This is a genomic window from Bacillus cereus group sp. N6 (genome assembly GCF_016483705.1).
Taxonomy (GTDB): domain Bacteria; phylum Bacillota; class Bacilli; order Bacillales; family Bacillaceae_G; genus Bacillus_A; species Bacillus_A wiedmannii.
The window spans coordinates 245,644-265,035 of the sequence record NZ_JAEHBI010000001.1; the positions used below are offsets into that span (position 1 = coordinate 245,644).

Genomic DNA, 19,392 nt, shown 5'->3' on the forward strand with positions numbered 1-19,392 from the left:
GTATTTACACCTTTCTTTCATGTACACCATTGTTAGTTTTCTATACTTAAATGATCCACCAGTTCCAGCAGTTAAAACAACCGAAACATCCAGCGCAGCCTACACAACGACCACCACATCCTCCACATCTTCCGCCGCCACATCCACCACAGCGACCACCACATCCTCCGCATCCGCCGCAACGACGTGCATCGTCTTGAATGTAATAGTATGGATATTGATATTGATTTTGTTGTAGTTGATCCCAATACACAACATTACCAGATTGATAATCATTAAGGTTTAATGATTGTAGTTCTTGTTGAAACTGATTCATTACGAAACCCTCCATTTATAAAAATAAATTCCGTCCCAATGTTAAAGTTTATATATTTTTGCAAACAAAGTAGAAATAAGGCTATAGACTAAATGCGTACATCAACAAAATATGAACTTACACTAGGTGATGTACCTTGTTTTTCAGCCTATTTTCTTAATCTCCTTTCAGGGACGTATTTACTATTAATAGAGGTGTTTAAAAATTGCTAATCCAACAGTTTAGTCGTTCATCGCTTAATTTCCTTTCTAGTAACTCTTTAACTGAAGGTACTGGCATGATTTTATACGTATGTAAAGCCTCTTGATTATAATCTATCCAGTGAAACGCTAAATGAGATTCTTTAGATTTTGGTATGAAATCAATATGTAACTCTTGCGAATCTACTTCAAAAATATGATTAATTTCATGATGAAGAACTTCATGGTCTTGCCATTGGTTTTCTATGACGCCTAAAAATTGTTTTATACTACAATTTACTCCGAGTTCTTCTCGTAGTTCTCTTATTAATGCATTCTCAGCTGACTCGCCAACTTCAACATGACCACCTGGTAAAAAATAATGATGGCCAATATATTCAGCCAATAATAATTTATTATCCTTTAACATAACAGCTCGTACAATATGATGAAATTTATTTTTCAACTGCTATTCCTCCCAGTCATTTAATGGCATCTTTCATTTCACATCTTTACTTCGTAATACTTAAACGAACAAACGATATACTTGCTCACCATCATATTCATGTCCCAATGGTTGAAAACCGTAACGTTCATATAGTTTCTTTGCAAAGACATTATCTTTATGTACTGTTAATCTTATTTCTTTACACGCCTTACATGTATTTTTTATTAAAGAAACACTTTCTTGTAATGCCGCTTTTCCATAACCATTCCCTTGCTGCTTTTGATCGATAATAAATCCATTTATCCAATACATATCAGTTGTTTCTCTTACAACAGCATGCATAATAAAACCAACCATTAGATTGCCGTCGTATATCGCAAATGGTATGTACTCCACATTGTCTCCATCTGGTTTTATATATACTTTAGCAAGTGAAACTGCTACAGATGGAACAAATTTCGTCTGATTTTCTTTAACTTGTAGCTTTAAGGCATCTTCCCAATTCTCTCTCGTAACAACCTTTAACTGGACATTCAATATTTTAGGCTCCTTTATAAATAGGTTGTATTTTTATATTCAACAGAGTGACATATTCTCCTTTTTCCGACAACAACCTACAACATGATCTTATTAAATTTTTCTTGATTTAAGTGTAAAGCTGTATTGTTTCACGAAATATTAAAAAGGAACTAGCATAGTGCTAATTCCTTTTACTAAAAAGAAAACCTTGTTATTTATCGTATCCTTTTTGAGTTCCATCATTTATTAGGTTTTCTATTTTCTTATCATCAGGTACTGGTTTCCACCAATTACCTGTAATAAATAGCATGGTTAATAAATTATAACTATCACTAAAGTAGCTTTCTTTCTTATTCTTCATCCAATCCCATCCACTATTTACCCACTTTTGATTATCACTTTTCGTTGTACTTGCAGCAATAAACGGTGAAACAAATACAGCAGTTGGATAACTACCAATATTGGATCCGTTTAATTGATAACCATCCACAATTTTAGAAGGATTTCCATTCGTTTTATTTTGAATCCATGAAGAGACTTTATCAGAAATGACTTTACTTCTTTTCTCGCCGTACATCGCATAGTCCATTACAATTCTCAATGGTACCCGACTAGCATTGTAATAATATGTATTTGTATATTCTGACTCATCTAAGAAGTCTTTAGGTGCGGGTTATGGTGGGGTTTTTACAACGAAATCTGAAATAAGTCCTGTATTTTGAGAGTACTTATTACTAAATTGCGTATAAACATCGTACAAATTATTAATAACAGTAAGCCAAGTTTTATCACCTGTAAATTCATAAAATGCTCTAAGGTGTGACATCATCCAATCAGATGGTCTCGTATCAAGTGAATTTTTAGAATCCCAATCTCCCAAATTTAGTCGATTATTATTTGTAACATTACTAGCTTTAATACCTTTTGTAATCATGTCTTGTGCTTCTTTCAAATAATTAACCGTTCCATTTGATCCCCACTGCTTATGAGCAAGAAGAAGAGAATACGCAATATCTAAATCCCCATCAGTAGCAGAATCAAAATGACCTTGTGCTTTTTTACTATCTGCGACAACCCATCCCATTAAATTAGGATTTTGAGAACTTTTAAAAGTTCTTGCTGTTTTAAATAAACCGTCATAGATTTTTTGAGCATTCGAATCATAACCAGCCATTAATACTGTAATTATCATCCCATACCCTTGACCTTCTGAAGTTCCAAGTGGCTTAAACCCATCAGCATCACCCGTAATCTCTCCTTTTACGTAATAACCACCAGGTAAAGAAGATAAATCATTTTTCAAATATTTCTTTTTCCAATTATCGTAGTAACTTCTTACAGAAGCATTTAAACTTTCCTGTGTAACATGATTTGGTTTTATAACACCTGCATAATTAACTTGCTGGGGAAATGGTTTCATTTCTTTTACAGCAGCTACTTGTTGATTAACTATGGGAATAGAAGTTTGTACTGAATTGTCCGTTCCATTTGCTGCGAAACTAGAATTAGAAAAACTAGCTAGTCCGATTCCTATAATAGAAATACATGTGAAAATTTTTCTTTTTCCATTCATTATGTTGTCATCTCCTTTTAAAATGCTTACTACATAAAATGTAACATACAATATTTAACTGAAATACAAAATATTATATTTATCAACAAAAGAAAGTATAATAAAGTGGTTATGGAATGAGTTTATATTGATTTATTATTTACTAGAGTTGTATATTTTTCTTTTTTTGATAGTGATATATGAGTAATTAAAACTCCAAGTATAGTAATTCCCCCGCCAATTATTGAAACAAAAGTCGGTACTTCACCTAACCATAACCAAGCAATAAAACATGCAGTTACTGGAGTTAAATATAGAGAACTTGTTGCCTCAGCAGCACCAGAATGAGATATGATATATGCCAATGCGATATATGGGAGTACTGTTGGAAATAAACCTAAATATATAACACTCATATTCACTTCAAGAGGAGCTGCTAGTATTTCTGTATACACTCCCGGCGAGAAAATAAGCATACATACAGTGCTAGATAAAATTGTATATATAGTAAATGGCAAGAAGCCATACTTTTTCAAGTAAGAAGTTTGGAAAACAAAAAATAAGCTTTCTGAAATCGCTGCTAATAAAATAAATAATCCTCCACTATTCAATTGAATATCATCTCCTTGACTAAATGATATGAAAGCAATTCCTATAAAACTAATTACACCACCGATCCAACCATTTAATTTCATTTTTTCATTCAAAAAAACAGATGCAAAAATAGCCGTTACTATAGGTGTGACTGAAACAATTAAACTTGCAGATCCAGCATTTACTGTTTTTTCGCCGTAGTTTAATGCAATGTGATAAACAGTAAATCCTAAAGCACCAAATATAAAAATTGCTGGGATATCCTTTAAGTCCGGCAGTCGTAACTTGTATATAAAAGAAAACAACAGAAGAATAAATGAAGCAATTAATAAACGTAGTAAAGTAAGGTGCTCAGGTGTATAAGATTCGAGCCCCATGCGAATTGCTGGAAAGGCAGTCCCCCATATTAAAATCGTAAAAGTATGAGCACAAATAATCCGAAAGTCCCATTTTTTATTATTCATGTTTTTTCTCCCCCTTCAAACCAACCACTTTATAATTACCAATTATTTCTTTTCATCATATTTAATAGTTGTTACAATGTCTTCAACCAGTTATTTATCGTAAAAACCAACCACTTGGCATTTATAAAGTGAACGAGGGAGTTTTTTTATGACAACTAATAAAAAACTGCCTAAGTATCGGCAGATAGTAAACTTTATGAAAGAAAAAATTGAAAATGGAGAATGGCCTATTGGAAGTAAGATTCCTAGTCAACGGCAGTTAGCCAAATTATTTCATGTAAATCGAAGTACTGTAATAACTGCGCTAGATGAACTTATGGCAGATGGATTGATTCAAGGGGAAATTGGAGCAGGAACAATTGTAACAAATAATACATGGTCATTATTAGCGACGAATCCCCCGCCTGATTGGAGTGACTATGTAAAAGCTGGTATTCACAAACCTAGCAAGTTAATGGTACGAGAAATCAATGAAGCAGAAGCAAATAAAGAACTTATCCATCTTAGTAAAGGTGAACTTGCGCCTCAAATTTTCCCGCTAGAAACTATGCAGTCCATTATGAAAAGCGTAAGTGACGAAATAGATTATTTTGGATACGAAGAACAAAAAGGTTTTTTGCCGTTACGTGAAGCAATTAGTAAATACGTAAAATCATTCGGAATACATACTTCAGCCAGTTCTATATTAATCGTCTCTGGTGCATTACAAGCACTCCAATTAATATCAATTGGTCTTTTGCATAGAGAATCAACCGTTTTACTTGAACAACCTTCTTACTTATATTCACTTCATGTATTTCAATCAGCAAATATAAATCTATCTGGTATATGTATGGATAATCACGGTATTTTACCTAACGAATTATTAAAACGTATTAAATACAGTCAAAAGAAAAACATTTTATATTCTATCCCTAGTTTTCAAAACCCAACAGGGGCATTAATGTCTCAAGAACGAAGAAAAGAAATAATAAAAATATGTGAAAAGGAACAGTTACCTATAATTGAAGATGATATTTACCGAGAGTTATGGATTGATGAACCACCTCCACCTCCTTTAAAGCCGATAGATAAACATGGACATGTATTATATGTTGGTAGTCTTTCTAAAACACTTAGCCCAGGACTTAGAATTGGATGGATCATTGGACCCGAACCAGTTATTGATAGATTGTCAGATATAAAAATGCAAACAGACTATGGATCGAGCTCTTTATCTCAAAGAGTTGCTGCTGAATGGATAAATAAAGGTTTTTATGAAGAACATGTTGCAAACGTAAGAATTCAATTAAAAGAACGAAGACAATTCATGATACGAGCTTTAAATAAGTACTGCGCAGATGTTGCATCGTGGGATATTCCTAGTGGTGGATTATTTTTATGGCTAAAGATTGTACCTAACATTCCGATGAAGAAATTATTTTCAGAGGCGCTATCAAAAGGAATTCTTTTAAACCCAGGACGTATATATGAAGAAGAATCAGATCGGTACATTCGTTTATCATATGGATATGTTTCTCCAGAGCAAATGACTAGCGGAATTAAATTGTTGAGTGAATTAATCCGTAAGCTCATGGCATAACAAAAACTCCTCTTTTAACTATAGAGGAGTTTTTGTGTATCGTATTTACCACAATCTCATTTCCTGTCCCAATAAAATAAGTTCGTCATAAGGATCTCCGTCAATATTTAATACTTGAGCAAAAGCAGGTTCTGTTTTTAAACCGTTCTCTTTTAAGCGAAGAATTTCTTCCCTTATATGGGGATGCTGTATTAATAGCATGTGCTCTACTATCATATGTCTATATGCATTTTGGTTACGTACTGGCTTAGGCTGAGCAAATAATTCAAATTTAAAACCTTCAAATTCAAAATTTACCTTTATCGATTCTGTAGTTTTAATTTTTTTCTTTTTTATTTTGAATCCTTTATAAGAACCGTATAAAGATCTCATTTCCTGTTCAAAAACATCAAAGTTATGTACTTCCATTACTATATCTAAGTCAGATTGAAGAGTATCAATTCTAATAGGAATTGTCCCGCAAAGAACCGGACTATACAAAATTAAATCCTCCATAATGTTAAGTTTATTCAAAACATCATACACTTTTTGTTGCTTCTCATTCCCAGATTGTAAATATGTAATAGATGTAAACATGGAAGTCTCTCCTTCTTTTCACGTAATACGTGTCTCCGCTAAGTTCAAGAAAAATTTGTCCGTTTATATTTGTGTTAGGAGTACATTTATTTCAAAATATTAAGGTGAATAAACAATGCGTTTCAACTTTCCTCCTATACTGCAATACTATAAAAATAAAAAAGGAGGAATTATTATGAGCATTTTTCACATTCTTTTAACCATCCACATATTATTTGGAGCAATATGCTTAATCACCGGTATTGTAGCGATGGTTGCTCAAAAGAAGAAAGGAAAACATACAGAATGGGGTGAAATATATCATGCATCCTATGTTGTGATCACCGTTACTGCAATTATATTATCCATTATAAACTGGGATAAAATCGCATATTTATTTTATGTAGCGATTTTATCTTATTCATTTGCGATATATGGATACCTCGCACGAAAAAAACGTTGGAAAAATTGGCTCCATCACCATATTAGAGGTATGTTAGGTTCTTATATTGGTGCCGTTACCGCACTTTTAGTAAACGTCGGTATTCATATTCCCATAATTAATTTATTGCCGCCTATATGGTTTTGGTTTTTACCTACATTAATTGGTATTCCTCTCGTAGCCAGTGTATCAAAAAAATATAAAAAGCGTAGTTAAAATTCATTACAATTTCGTTACTTTCTGATGGTAATTACAAAAAATCATACTCAATGTAATATTTTATTAACAAATTCAAATTCATATTGCTTTAAGTTCGTCACTTAGAGCTAAATAAAAAGAATCCAATAAAAATATTGGATTCTTTTTCGGATTTCATTTCAATATCGGCTATATGTATTCAATGATGTTACCATTTGGATGACAAACTATCTTTGTATACTTGTTGGTACTTGTATTATTGATTCAGTGATAATTACACCATTATAGTTTAAGGTTGTAATAATGAATGTAAACGATCTGGGTAATTCGTAAACATCCCGTCAACGCCCCATAAAAGTAGCTTTTTCATATCTGTTTCATTATCTACAGTAAATGGATGAACTTCTAAACCGTGTTTCTTTATTTTTTTTACATAAGCTGAATCAATATATTTGTAGTTCATACCTAGACCGATGCAGTACGTTTTATACTTTTTTATCTCTAATTCAGTTAATTGAACTGCCTTTTTGTAAGGTAGTAATTGTACTAGAGGTATATTAACATCTAAACTATGAATCTTTTGCAGACTTACTTCACTAAATGATTGAATAATAACTTTATCACTTATTTCGTAGTGCTTTATAATTTCTAATAGCTTTTCTTCCATACCAGGATATTCATCTGGCGATTTTGTTTCAATGTAATAATTAGCATTATGCCCAAACGTTTCAATAATTTCTTCTAGTGTTGGAACTTTAGCACCTTCAAATTCTTTCTTCGCTAAACTTGGATGCTTTTCATTAAAAAAAGAACCTACATTTAGTTGCTTTATTTCTTCTAATGTATGTTCCTTAACTAGCCCCGTACCGTTTGTAGTGCGGTTTATTGTTTCATCATGCATAGCTACTAAATATCCGTCTTTTGTCATTTGGAGATCCATTTCTATATAATCTCCTCTCAATTGTTGCCCTAATTTATACGCTGATATTGTATGTTCCGGCGCATACGCAGAAGCGCCTCTATGTGCAATGTTTTTTATATGATTTGATTGATCAATAGCTTTCGTGTACTTAAGTTCATTTGCTTTATGAAAAACAAAAGTACCTATTACTATAAAGGTGCAAATGATTGTAACGATATATATCTTTTTCATAATGATGTATTAACTCCCACATGAAAGTAATTTGGCTAGGTTAATTCATTCAAATAAATGTCGATTTTCAAATACAGTCATTTGTCCTACAGATTGAAAACCAGACTTTTTATAAATATTAATGCCATCAGGTGAAGCTTGTAATACGCATTGAGCAACTTTTAATTCTTTTGCTTCTTGCAGCAAGTAATTAAACATAGTAGAGCCAAACCCTCGCCCTCTCATTTCTTCTTTCGTTGCTATATCATAAATACCAATACTATCTTTTATACATACTAATGAACCAACCGATACGACTTCTTCTTTATAAAATCCTAAGTACAGTTTCATTTGTTTACTATTCCATAAATCGAAAGAAGCAGTTTCATTGTAGAATGCTTGTACATGTGTACCTTCCTCAGATGTACCAAAAAGATTAGCTAACGTTTCTCCAAACTTTTTGATGTGTCCTGAAGAAGATGCTTTTTGTATCGTAAAACCTTCTGTCATGTTTATTATTGGATGAATTGTTTTTAAGTCTGCTATCATCGCGATATTTTGTTCTGCTTCTTTTAAGCCAAGTTTTATTAATTCGCTTTTTATAGTCTGCTCATGCCTATCATCCCAAAACCAAACACTCATTGGAAATTTCTTTTGATTATAGTTGTTTACCACTTTATATAGTTTCTCAATACCTTCCGTTAAATTATTGTTTAGTATAGTAATGATATTAAATGTATCTGCCGGTAAACCACAGTCGACAGCAATGTAATCCTTCGTTTCTTTTACATTCATTCCATGTAACTGCCGCGCAATATATGAGGTTTTATATGTGAAGTTATCTATTAGTAACTGTTTATAATTCATTCATTTTGCTCCTTTCATAAAAATTCGTTTTCGAATTCTTCAGTATTAAATATAACACATAAGAAATGTATCTATTTCTATAAAAATATCTCTATACATCACTCTTTTTGCCCTAAAAGAATTAAAAATGATATAACGTTGTCGGAATGAAAAAAGTGGTATATAATAAATAGTAACATTACTAGTAATTATTTTAGGTATTCCTAGAATAAAGGAGCGATACATATGAAAATTACTATTTATTTCGGAAGTCATGAAGATCAAGATGTTCGTACTATGGACTGTCATTTAGATGTAGAAGATGCAGAAGAGATCGTTGCTGTATCATAATATAAATAGTTGGGATGAACCCTCTTCCCTACAGCGTTTAAGGCACCTTTTACAGGTGTCTTTTTTGTTGTTTTTTTCGTCAAAAACCCTTTACTTTAGAGCGTTTTAATAGTAAAATATAAACATACGAACAAACGTTCTTTTTATTTTAATTGTACATGAAGGGATGATTTTTACAATGGCTCAAGCAAAGCGCAGAGGAAGAAAAAAGCAAACACCTATCATTTCAAATACAGGCTTTATCGGCTCTGTCTTTATTGATACATTGGAGTTACAAAAGAAATCCTATTATTTCGCTCGTAAAAAACTTCAAATTGTTCATCACGTACTTGATGGCCTCTCTGGGGCAACAAGTTCTCTATTTAAAGAACATAACATTTCAGCATACATGTCATGTGTGTATTTACATAAACAAAAGAAAATCGGCTTTGTTCTTTCAACGAAACCATTTGAACAAAGTGACGGTGTTGCTTACTTTATAAATTATTTAATCGAAAAGAATTTTTATGGTAATGACGAAGATGTAGAATATCAAGAAGTATTTAATACAGGTTTTATCGGTGTAGTATTCGCTGATTTATGTAGCATAGATCGCTTTAATTTCGAGTTTGAAATGGGTATGTTAACGAAATTAATGAAAGATATGATTATTCCGGTTAAAGAACTCTTTTTACGCCACAATGTACCGGCCTACATCTCCACTTCTCATTTAGAGGAACAAAACAAATTAGGTTTCGTTCTATCTGTAAAACCATATGATGAACGTGCAGAAGCAGATTTATATTTTGAGGCGTATTTAAAAGAACGCGGGTTATTTAATGGTGATGAAGAAGATGATATTGATAAGATTGTTATTAGAAAAACAGCTGAATTACGATAGAAAAGCACAGGATGTAGCTCCTGCGCTTTTTATAATTTATGAAGTTGATTTACCAAATAAACGGTATTAGTTTTTTTGTTTTCTGTTTATACACTGTAAATTGTTCCCCATACTTGTTTTGTAAGTAATCATCAGATTTTGGAATATAGTCAAAAACAAATACTAAGAATAGGCCTAGTGGGATAAATAAACTAAAAATATTGCAAGAGATTAATGCTAAGCCAAGCACCAAAATGCAATCCCAAAGATAATTAAAATGAATCGCATATTTAAATAAACCACCTGTATATAGCTTACCTTGAAAGATGTAGCAATATACATTCTATAAATAACCTAAGATTCTACGAAGCACTATAATCTTTCGAATGAACTTCTAACGTGAAACGATTTGATGAAACTTTAATTACTATTAAATATAAGATTCCACCTGCAATTGGAATGATGTAGGCTGGAATATAATTTAATAATAGACCTGATATTGCGAGTGCTATTGGCTGCATCATTTTTCCTAAGCTTAATCCAATACTAAGCACTCTTCCCCTATATTCATTAGGAATCTCTTTTTGCATGAAATAAATTAAAGGAATATCAATTAGCGCTATAATAAACCCTAAAAAGATCATAACAACACAATAGGTAATAACGAATACTAAATCATTCACTTCAAAACTTTTGAATAAAACTGGAATTCCTAAAATAATCATAATAACTGACAACATAGAACTTAGCTTTTTCAAAAGATAAGAGTAAGTAAAACGATCAGTTATCTTTTTTACTACAATTGCACCAATTATCATCCCTACTGGAAAAGTCCCTTGAATGATACCAAATTCCTCAGAGGTCAGATTGAGTACTGTGTTAATAATGTATGGCAATGGAACAGTTACAGCAAAGCCTAAGAAGAAATTAAACGAAATTAAAATATGAAACGTATTCTTTAAGCTTTCTTTTTCAAGTAAGTAAGAAAACCCCTCTTTTATATCTTTAATAAAATTAACTCTTCTTTTTGCATTTTCCTCATTTATATTACACTCGAACAGTTTAAAGTGAATAAATAGTAATGCTATCCCTGAAAGAATAAATGAAATACCGTTTATAATTATAAAAGTTTTAATATCAAATACTGAAAAAACGATGCCACCTAACATAGGGCCAAGAATTAAAGATACAGAATCGATAATTTTACTTATAGAATTAATACTCATAAGCCTCTCTTTAGAGACGATATTTGGTTTTGCAGCTTCTAATCCTATTCCAAAAAAGGTTGTAAATACCGTCATAAGAAAGGTTGTAGTATAAATAATGAATAAGTTTAATCCATAATAGCTACTTACTATATAAACAGCTATTAATAAGCAGCCACTTAGTAGATCCATACAAACAACTAGTTTCTTTTTATTAACTTTATCAACAATTACACCAGCAAATGGATTCATAACAATCATTGGAATCGTTCCTAATATGAGCGTAATCGCGAAATTTAACGCAGATCCAGTTATTTGTAAAACATATAATCCTAATGCGAAACTATACATAGAGGTACCGAATATTGATACTGTTTTTGCGATTGAATATAAACAAATATTTCTTAGTTCTTGGTTTCTTTTTTTATTTTCTATATGTAATCGTAAGCTTCCCATAACAATTCCCCCCACTTTTCTTTGTATTACATTAAGTGTAAGTTCTTGGGTTAACCCAATATCAATACATTGTGTTTAAAAATTAATACAAAGAAATAAAAAAAGATGGGGTTAACCCCATGCCCATTAAACTAATCTCATGTACCGTCAATGATTTGAAGATAAATAGCTTAGAATTGTTCAAGCAAATAGTTGTAATTGATTAGATACAAAAATATACATATAAAAAACGCCACCCTTTTCTATAATTAATTCTACAGAAAGGATGTCGCTTTTTTACTTTATATAGCCGTTTAATACTTACGTTTGTTATTTATATAATCTTCATTAGTGAAAGTAACTCAATTTCGTTTGTTTAATATTAGCACTCATCTATTGAAAATATATTTTTAATAAAACATCTTACCATCAGAATTCAAATTTAACAGGTCTTAAAAAAAGTTCTTCTAATGTATCTTTTGCATCTTTACTTTCAAATAAAATCTCATATAAAGCGTTACTAATTGGAAGTTCCACATCATATTGTTTAGATAGTTCTTTCAATGCTTTTACGGTTGAAACTCCTTCTGCCAATTTATCAAAATTTTGACCTAAGACAAACGCTTCCCCGAATTTTCGATTATGACTATGTAATGAAAACAATGTTGCTTCATAATCTCCTAAATGACTCAATCCATATATTGTTAAATCATTTCCTCCCATTGCTGTAACCAATCGTGAAAGTTCCCTAGTCCCTCTGGCCATTAGCGAACCTTTCAAACTGCTGTAATTCAATCCATCCAACATTCCTGCGGCGATTCCCATAACATTTTTTGTGGCAGCTCCTATTTCATTGCCAATCAAATCTTGCCCGTAGTAAAACCTTATTAAATCACTATTAAACTCCTGTACAATCTTCTTAGTGATACTAATATTTTCAGATCCAATCACCATACAATTCGGAATGTCATTTACAAAATCCTGTACATGTCCAGGCCCTATCCAAACCGCCATATTGGTATTTTTCCCAACAATTTCGCTAAATACTTGAGAGAGCCTTTTTCCACTCGTTGCTTCAAGCCCTTTCATACATAAAATAAAGGTTTTCCCTTGTATTTCATCAATTAAGTTTAGTCGATTAGCAAATGAACGTAATTCCTGTGCACTAATCGATATAATAATAATCTCCGCGAATACAATGGTTTTATGTAGTGAATTACTTAGCTCGATATCTTCTGAGAGCTTAAGATAATCATTCTTTCTAGTTTCATCTAATTCAATGTAATTTCTTGAATTTTCTCTCCCCCACAACATTACATTATGACCAACCTTGTTAGCATACCAAGCTATAAATGTACCCCAACGTCCACAACCAAGAACTGAAATATTCAATAATCTCACCTTTGTTTTTATAAATTTTTTATTATGATATGAATGGTTTTACTTATATTGTTCAATATTGGATAAATATTAACAAATATCCTTCATCTCTAATTAACATATGATGACAAAATCAATAGTTAGCAATAGTTGAATCATTTAGACGCGCTTCCATCGAAAGGTAAAATTATTAGAGTTTCAGAAAGCCCATTTTATCTTTTTCATATAGGTACACATGTACAAATACGAAATTTTTTTATTGAAATGTAAAAAGTAATATGGTATCTTCTATTACATTGACTAATTACATATGAGAATCATGTATAACTCCAAGAATATGGCTTGGGGGTCTCTACCAGGAACCAATAACTCCTGACTACAAAACGCGTCTTTTAGCGTTTGTGGTCAGGAGTTTTTTTGTTTTAAGGTAAATAATGACGAGAAGGGAATACAAAAAATGAATTTCAAAGTATTTATATTAGCTTTAGCAACAATAGCAGTAGGGCTTGTAGAGCTTATTGTTGGAGGAATATTGCCAGACATCGCTAAAGATTTTAATGTTTCATTAAGTTCCGCTGGTCAATTAATTACAATTTTCGCCTTTACTTATGCAATAGCAGGTCCTGTATTATTAATTTTTACAAGTAAAGTGGAAAGAAAAAAATTGTATATTATTTCACTTTATATGTTTCTAATTGGTAATATACTTACTTATTTTAGTCCAAACTTTACTTTTATGATGATAGCAAGAATTTTAACTGCTATGAGTACAGCATTAGTTGTCGTACTTTCCCTTACAATTGCAGCAAAGATTGTAAATCCCTCTTACCGAGCAAAAGCATTAGGATTAATTTATATGGGTATTAGCTCTTCACTTGTTTTAGGAGTACCACTAGGCATATTAATTTCAAACACATTTGGCTGGAGAGTTATTTTTCTTTGTATAGCTATTTTATCATTGGGATCTATTATCTTAATTTCAGTATTTTTAGAGAAAATACCTGGTGAGGAAAACCGAACTCCTTTATCTATCCAATTAAAGGCCGTGTGTAGTCCAAAACTAGGTGCTGCTCATCTAGCTACCATGTTTATGTTAGCAGGACACTATACTTTATATGCTTATTTTACTCCTTTCTTAGAAGAAAAGTTTCACCTAAGCCCTTATTGGATAAGCATATTTTATTTAGTATTTGGTATAGCTGCAGTAAGTGGCGGAGCGTTCGGCGGTATATTATCAGATAAAATAGGGGCTCCAAAAAGTATTGTGATAGTTATTACTTTATTTGCTCTAATCTTATTTATATTACCGTTCACGACAGTTTCTATTGGTCTATTTATTCCTGTTATGATAGTTTGGGCTGCATTAAGTTGGGGACTTGCACCACCTCAACAAAGTTATTTAATCCAAACCGCCCCAGATACGTCAGATATACAACAAAGTTTTAATAATTCAGCTCTACAAATAGGAATCTCACTCGGTTCCGCAGTTGGAGGTATAGCTTTAAAACAAGTAGAGAATGTTGCCTACATGGCCTGGGTTGGTGGATCTCTAGTTCTATTGTCTTTAGTTTTGGCTATCTTTTCTCTTACTAGACATACACCGATAAGAGAGTGTCATGTGAGTGCTAAACATGTAGATTAACATCCTCTTTGTCTTTTAATCGCAAAGAGTATAAATATAAATCATCAAAAAAAGTCCAGTTATAAAACCGGACTTTTTTTTGACGGAGTTGCCCTTATCTTTTTCCGAAAAATGAATATGTATAAATTTCTTCTCCTTGAACAAAGAAATTCTCGTACTTTCCTCCTCGTTTCAAATAATTTGAAGTACTTTCATCGATGGATTGAAAGTGTAGATTTTGGATTTCTTTCGTTACTTTTGAAAGTGTAAAATTTTCTCGAAAGTTATTTGTAATTTGGCTATTTGAGCTGAAATTTTTAAATAAAATAAATAAACTTACTAAATAACAATCCGTTTTAAAGAGTGGATTTAATTCGCGAAGTAAAAAATCCTCATGCTCAAAACTATAATTGCTCGTACCAGAATGATCAATTACAATATCAACTGACTGATTCTGAATAGGGATATTCAAAAAATCAGCACAGATAAAGAGAATGTTTCTTTTCGGATTTCTTCTCGCTAATACATCTTTTAAAAATAAAAGTTTATTTAAATCTCGATCCACTGCAATGTATAGGCAATCTTCGGGCAGTTCTTCATAAATGTTTCTCAAAAAGAATCCAAGTCCCGATCCTAAATCCAGTATTAATTTGTTATTTAAATTTAAATGTATTAGTTTCTTTTTCGCCCATTCCCCTTCCCTATGCATATTTTCCAAATACGCATTATCAGTTTCATGAATATAATCCGAAATAGTATCTTCAAGTGACGTTTGCTCATTTAATTTAAATGATTTACCAGCAGTTATAATTCCTGAAGTAATAATGTATTCTTCACCACAATTACAAAGTAACCTCCCCTCAGTAATTTGATTGTTATTAATAATTCCATCTTGAAGAATTAGTTTTTTACTACACTTAGAACATGTAAGCAAATGAAGTACGCTTAAATCTATCCCTATAATTGAATTCGAAGTTTCATTTGTTAATAATAAATCATGTAACACTTCCTTTAATTTATCCCGTCTCTTCTCCAAAAGTTCTATTTCCTGTTCCATCTGGTCATATTTCAATTTAAATAAAGATTGGTAAAAAGTATCTTTTTTGTAATTCATAGATTTCGCTAAATTTTTATAAAAAAATAGTTCTTTAATTTCATTCAAGCTAAACCCTAGCTCTTTGTAATGTAATATAAGTTTTAAATCTGTTTGACAATACTTATCAAAAAAATAATGCCCTCCCTTTTTTTCAGGAATAATGAGACCCAGGTCCATATAATGTCTAATTGTATCAATACTTATGTTATTTAATTCTCCAAATTTACCTATTTTCATAGTATCACTACCATTTGTATATATTTTTATATAGGTTTCTATTTTTATCTTTAAAAATCCTTTTATCTCTCTATACAACAAAATTTAAGGTATGTATAGGATATTTCAATGCAACATATTTTGTAAGTATATAATTTTTTATTTAATAAAATATACATGTAAACGGATATCATCACCTCTCCTTTATTTAACCAGTGGAGCAGGACTACTATTCTGATGACACTTTTATTTCTATTTCTGTATGTGATGAATTACACCAACTTGCTCGAGAAAGTTAAAGATTCTCATTTCCAAATACCTTACGAAGTTATTGCTAAAAATGTTGGTTTTGTAGAACGAATCGGTAGAAACTAAGCAGAAGATTTAATTGATTTATATGTTTGGGTGAGTTAAAAAATTGCTAACACCTCTTTCAAATGCATGGAATATACAGGAGTTTATAAGTTAATATAGAACATAAAAAGGAGAAGTTTATATTCTAAATAAGGGGATATACATAAGGAATGAGGGATTAGAAAATGAAAATTGCAATAGTCTGTTTCGATAACTTTACTGATATAGATGTTTTTTTACCATGGGATTTATTAAATCGTGTACGTTTAGTTGGCGGTGTTTCTGGTTGGAAGGTTCAACTATTAGGAACGGAAAAAACTCATATATCCATGTCTGGTTTACGTATTCCCATGACAGGAAGCATATCTGATATTCCTACTGCTGACGCAGTAATATTTGCAAGCGGTAAGGGTGTACAAGATTTATATAAAAACCAAGAATATATTAATAGCATTCATGTAGATCCTCAAAGACAATTAATAGGATCTATGTGTTCTGGTTCATTACTACTAGGAGCTAAAAAATTGCTAACAGGTAAAAAAGCGACTACATATCCATCCGTAGTAGAACAGCTTAAAGAATTCGATGTAGATGTTATTGAACAAAGTTTCGTAAACGAAGGAAATATCTCGACTGCTGCAGGTTGTTTCGCTGCTCAAGATCTCTCAGCTTGGATTATAAGAACCCTAATCAATGAAACAATGGTCGATACTGTACTAGAAACTGTTCAGCCAGTAGGCAAAGGTTTATATTTTTAATTTCAAATCAAGTTGAGGGATTATTGCTCCTAAAAACGATAAAATGAGACTTCTTGCTTAATGGCGACGTAATATGCCTCCATTTTCAATTTAATTAAATAAAAACCCGCGAATCATTCACGGGTTTTCCTCTTAATAACTAATTGCTATTGTACCTTCACCTGCATGAACTGCAAATGAAATTGGTAATGGATATAATTTGAAATCCATTTCAGGGAATGCTTGTCTAATATCTGAAATCCATTCTTCAGCTCCATCTTTATCGTTAGCATGGAACATGTGTAGTACTTTTGGTAATTCTTTTTCAAGCTCATTTTTAATGTATTCTCGACATTTTTGGATTTTGCGAACTTTCTTTTCAAGTAAAAGCTCTCCACCTTTTACTTCTAATATTAAGTTGACACTTAATAAACTTCCAAGTAAAAATTGAACGCCTTTAACACGTCCACTTGCGTAAAGGCCTTTTAAACTTTTCGGGAATACGTGGAAAGGTCTTCTTTTTTCATCTACTAATGTTTTGTGTATATCTTGTAACGTCATACCATCATTGTATAACGATTTCGCTTTTCTAATTAGTTCATCCATCGGATAACTTGTTGTTTCACTATCTAATACCGTTAATGGGAAACCTGCCATGTCTGCAGCTAACTTCATGTTTTGATAGGTTCCACTTACTTTTCCGCTAATAGCAACTGCAAATCCCTCTTCATATTCTTCTTTGCATTTCGAAAATAACTCTACCATTTCCCCTATGTTAGGCTGTGATGTAGTGACAGTTTTACCTTCGTTTAACGCATTATAGACGCGCTCACGCACACCTTCTTCACAATCTTTGTACGACACACTATCAATAATAACTTCAATTGGGATAACAAAGTTATCTCCTTCTGTTGTAAAACTCGCAGTTGTACTATCAGTAATCCAAGCAACACGCTTCATGTTGTTCCTCCCTTAATTCAATTCCTCTTTTCTGACTTTTCTATATATTTATGTTACGAAAAGAGAATATCCCTGTAATAGTAACAGGACTTTATTGTTTTTGCTATAGTAGATGCATATTAAATGTGAATATTTTTTGTCATTTTCACGAAAAAAAGAAGAAAACCGAAGTATTTGCCCAATTTTCTTCTTATCGTGCATTATTTAAAAGTTTCATTATCTAAAATTACAACATAATCATTCGTCAATCGGCCAGCTTCTTTCGTGTAACTAACAAGTCTTTGTATGTTATCACAGCTAAGTTTTGCTCCCCATACGAGTAATGGTACTCCAATAAAATCGATGTGGAACCTTCTAGAAAATAGTCCACCGAAAGTCATAGGTAAAGGTACTGTTGGTGATGTATTAGAAAAAATAATTTTTTCATGGCTGTGATAATGTTTTTGCAAAATCTCTCCTAAATGCTTCATCGCAGGTACGACGACTTTGGATGCCCCGCACCCAATTGTATATACGGGATTCCCATATTCGTCTACTCCATGAAAAATGATTTTCCCCATATCTTCAGTTTTCAATTTATTAAAGTAATCTACATTCAAAATTTCTTCTTTCGTTAACTTACGATCAGTTGGTAATTTATTTAAATGATACGCTGCAGCGAGTGCAGTTGAATGTGTTCCGCCGAAATCTGTGTAAATGAATATCATATTATCATCCCTTGTTGTAAAAGTTCAATGTTATTCAGTATTACCGTTCACAGCATTGTTAAACAAGGGATACATGTATTTATACTTTTTGTATTAACTTATTATATTTTTTCCAAATATAATATCGTCTACTTATTACTGTACCTAATGTGACGCATAAAAAGGCATTCGTTACAACCATTAATGTGTAATGCGTACTGCCAGAAAACATACTTTGCTTAATTACAATTTTCGCCCCTAAAATAATAAGAAGAATTATTGTGCTTAACCAATTTCCTTTTCGTAATACATGACCCGTTTCACTATCTATTCGAAATGTTAACGCTTTTCCTCTAATAACCCCAAGAATCAATCCAATTCCGAGCATGGAAACGAATAATAATAATTGTAATATAGTTAATTGTCCCATATGAATAATGGACTGAATTGTTACAAAGCACAACAAAGTCGGAACGAGCCAAATGCGATTAACTTTCACTTTACGTTCCTTACTTTGCATTAACACGATAATAAGAATAACAAGTAAAATATCCATTTAGTATCCTCCTTTATACTTGTTTACCTATAAAATTATATTCACCTCTTTTTACTCCATACTTAAAATGCGATTGCCACTTTAAATTGTAAAATATGGAACGTGATTC

The 19,392-nt window shown here is 31.9% G+C and carries 18 protein-coding genes, 2 pseudogenes and 1 riboswitch; of the genes and pseudogenes, 5 read left to right on the top strand and 15 right to left on the bottom strand.

What is annotated here, in order from left to right:
• Nucleotides 1-46: 46 nt before the first annotated feature.
• From JDS99_RS01340 to JDS99_RS01360, 5 genes and pseudogenes are all read right to left on the bottom strand, one after another.
• Nucleotides 47-316: a heterocycloanthracin/sonorensin family bacteriocin gene (locus JDS99_RS01340; protein WP_199694291.1), complete on the bottom strand. Its 270-nt coding sequence runs from the start codon at nucleotides 314-316 to the stop codon at nucleotides 47-49.
• Between the two features lie 198 nt (nucleotides 317-514).
• A complete protein-coding gene (locus JDS99_RS01345; RefSeq protein WP_097906963.1) occupies nucleotides 515-961 on the bottom strand; it encodes an NUDIX domain-containing protein in 447 nt (148 codons plus the stop codon).
• Between the two features lie 60 nt (nucleotides 962-1,021).
• Nucleotides 1,022-1,480 carry a GNAT family N-acetyltransferase gene (locus tag JDS99_RS01350; protein ID WP_088063617.1) on the bottom strand — a complete coding sequence of 153 codons (459 nt, stop codon included), beginning with the start codon at nucleotides 1,478-1,480 and terminating at the stop codon, nucleotides 1,022-1,024.
• A gap of 193 nt (nucleotides 1,481-1,673) precedes the next feature.
• Nucleotides 1,674-3,035 (bottom strand): annotated as a pseudogene (locus JDS99_RS01355) (glycosyl hydrolase family 8).
• A 122-nt stretch (nucleotides 3,036-3,157) separates the two neighbouring features.
• Nucleotides 3,158-4,072: a DMT family transporter gene (locus JDS99_RS01360; RefSeq protein ID WP_199694292.1), complete on the bottom strand. Its 915-nt coding sequence runs from the start codon at nucleotides 4,070-4,072 to the stop codon at nucleotides 3,158-3,160.
• A gap of 148 nt (nucleotides 4,073-4,220) precedes the next feature.
• Between JDS99_RS01360 and pdxR the strand changes: the two genes are divergently transcribed.
• Nucleotides 4,221-5,654, top strand: coding sequence for a MocR-like pyridoxine biosynthesis transcription factor PdxR (gene pdxR / locus JDS99_RS01365; protein WP_199694293.1), 1,434 nt, complete (start codon nucleotides 4,221-4,223; stop codon nucleotides 5,652-5,654).
• A gap of 45 nt (nucleotides 5,655-5,699) precedes the next feature.
• On the opposite strand, the gene JDS99_RS01370 is transcribed toward pdxR, so the two are convergent.
• Entirely contained in the window at nucleotides 5,700-6,230 is a 531-nt protein-coding gene (locus tag JDS99_RS01370; protein WP_060486812.1) for a DUF4269 domain-containing protein, read from the bottom strand.
• Nucleotides 6,231-6,405: 175 nt separating this feature from the next.
• Between JDS99_RS01370 and JDS99_RS01375 the strand changes: the two genes are divergently transcribed.
• On the top strand, nucleotides 6,406-6,867 hold the full coding sequence (locus JDS99_RS01375; RefSeq protein WP_199694294.1) for a DUF2306 domain-containing protein: 462 nt from the start codon (nucleotides 6,406-6,408) through the stop codon (nucleotides 6,865-6,867).
• Between the two features lie 271 nt (nucleotides 6,868-7,138).
• Here the strand turns inward: JDS99_RS01375 and JDS99_RS01380 are convergent, their stop codons facing one another.
• Nucleotides 7,139-8,002 (bottom strand): glycerophosphodiester phosphodiesterase, encoded by an 864-nt coding sequence (locus tag JDS99_RS01380; RefSeq protein WP_199694296.1) that lies wholly within the window; start codon nucleotides 8,000-8,002, stop codon nucleotides 7,139-7,141.
• A gap of 45 nt (nucleotides 8,003-8,047) precedes the next feature.
• Nucleotides 8,048-8,848 (bottom strand): GNAT family N-acetyltransferase, encoded by an 801-nt coding sequence (locus tag JDS99_RS01385; RefSeq protein WP_199694297.1) that lies wholly within the window; start codon nucleotides 8,846-8,848, stop codon nucleotides 8,048-8,050.
• Between the two features lie 496 nt (nucleotides 8,849-9,344).
• On the opposite strand from JDS99_RS01385, the gene JDS99_RS01390 reads away from it, so the two are divergent.
• On the top strand, nucleotides 9,345-10,058 hold the full coding sequence (locus JDS99_RS01390) for a hypothetical protein (protein WP_095205749.1): 714 nt from the start codon (nucleotides 9,345-9,347) through the stop codon (nucleotides 10,056-10,058).
• A 49-nt stretch (nucleotides 10,059-10,107) separates the two neighbouring features.
• Here the strand turns inward: JDS99_RS01390 and JDS99_RS01395 are convergent.
• The 3 genes and pseudogenes from JDS99_RS01395 to JDS99_RS01405 form a co-directional block, all read right to left on the bottom strand.
• Nucleotides 10,108-10,359: pseudogene (locus tag JDS99_RS01395) on the bottom strand (methyltransferase family protein); the annotation flags it as partial.
• 40 nt (nucleotides 10,360-10,399) lie between these two features.
• Nucleotides 10,400-11,698 carry an MFS transporter gene (locus JDS99_RS01400; protein WP_097906956.1) on the bottom strand — a complete coding sequence of 433 codons (1,299 nt, stop codon included), beginning with the start codon at nucleotides 11,696-11,698 and terminating at the stop codon, nucleotides 10,400-10,402.
• Between the two features lie 408 nt (nucleotides 11,699-12,106).
• Nucleotides 12,107-13,078, bottom strand: a complete 972-nt coding sequence (locus JDS99_RS01405; RefSeq protein ID WP_256943720.1) for an NAD(P)H-dependent glycerol-3-phosphate dehydrogenase — start codon at nucleotides 13,076-13,078, stop codon at nucleotides 12,107-12,109.
• A gap of 278 nt (nucleotides 13,079-13,356) precedes the next feature.
• Nucleotides 13,357-13,456: riboswitch (purine riboswitch) on the top strand.
• 58 nt (nucleotides 13,457-13,514) lie between these two features.
• On the opposite strand from JDS99_RS01405, the gene JDS99_RS01410 reads away from it, so the two are divergent.
• Nucleotides 13,515-14,699 (top strand): MFS transporter, encoded by a 1,185-nt coding sequence (locus JDS99_RS01410; protein WP_088063928.1) that lies wholly within the window; start codon nucleotides 13,515-13,517, stop codon nucleotides 14,697-14,699.
• A gap of 94 nt (nucleotides 14,700-14,793) precedes the next feature.
• Here the strand turns inward: JDS99_RS01410 and JDS99_RS01415 are convergent, their stop codons facing one another.
• Entirely contained in the window at nucleotides 14,794-16,011 is a 1,218-nt protein-coding gene (locus tag JDS99_RS01415; RefSeq protein ID WP_199694298.1) for a methyltransferase domain-containing protein, read from the bottom strand.
• A gap of 518 nt (nucleotides 16,012-16,529) precedes the next feature.
• Between JDS99_RS01415 and JDS99_RS01420 the strand changes: the two genes are divergently transcribed.
• Nucleotides 16,530-17,102, top strand: coding sequence for a DJ-1/PfpI family protein (locus tag JDS99_RS01420; protein WP_199694299.1), 573 nt, complete (start codon nucleotides 16,530-16,532; stop codon nucleotides 17,100-17,102).
• Between the two features lie 132 nt (nucleotides 17,103-17,234).
• On the opposite strand, the gene JDS99_RS01425 is transcribed toward JDS99_RS01420, so the two are convergent.
• From JDS99_RS01425 to JDS99_RS01435, 3 genes are all read right to left on the bottom strand, one after another.
• Complete coding sequence (locus tag JDS99_RS01425; protein ID WP_199694300.1) at nucleotides 17,235-18,041, bottom strand: DegV family protein; 807 nt, start codon at nucleotides 18,039-18,041, stop codon at nucleotides 17,235-17,237.
• 200 nt (nucleotides 18,042-18,241) lie between these two features.
• The gene (locus JDS99_RS01430) at nucleotides 18,242-18,748 is read right to left on the bottom strand and encodes a DUF3189 family protein (RefSeq protein ID WP_199694301.1); all 507 of its coding nucleotides are present in this window, start codon (nucleotides 18,746-18,748) and stop codon (nucleotides 18,242-18,244) included.
• 79 nt (nucleotides 18,749-18,827) lie between these two features.
• Nucleotides 18,828-19,283 (bottom strand): CcdC protein domain-containing protein, encoded by a 456-nt coding sequence (locus tag JDS99_RS01435; protein ID WP_199694302.1) that lies wholly within the window; start codon nucleotides 19,281-19,283, stop codon nucleotides 18,828-18,830.
• Nucleotides 19,284-19,392: the final 109 nt, after the last annotated feature.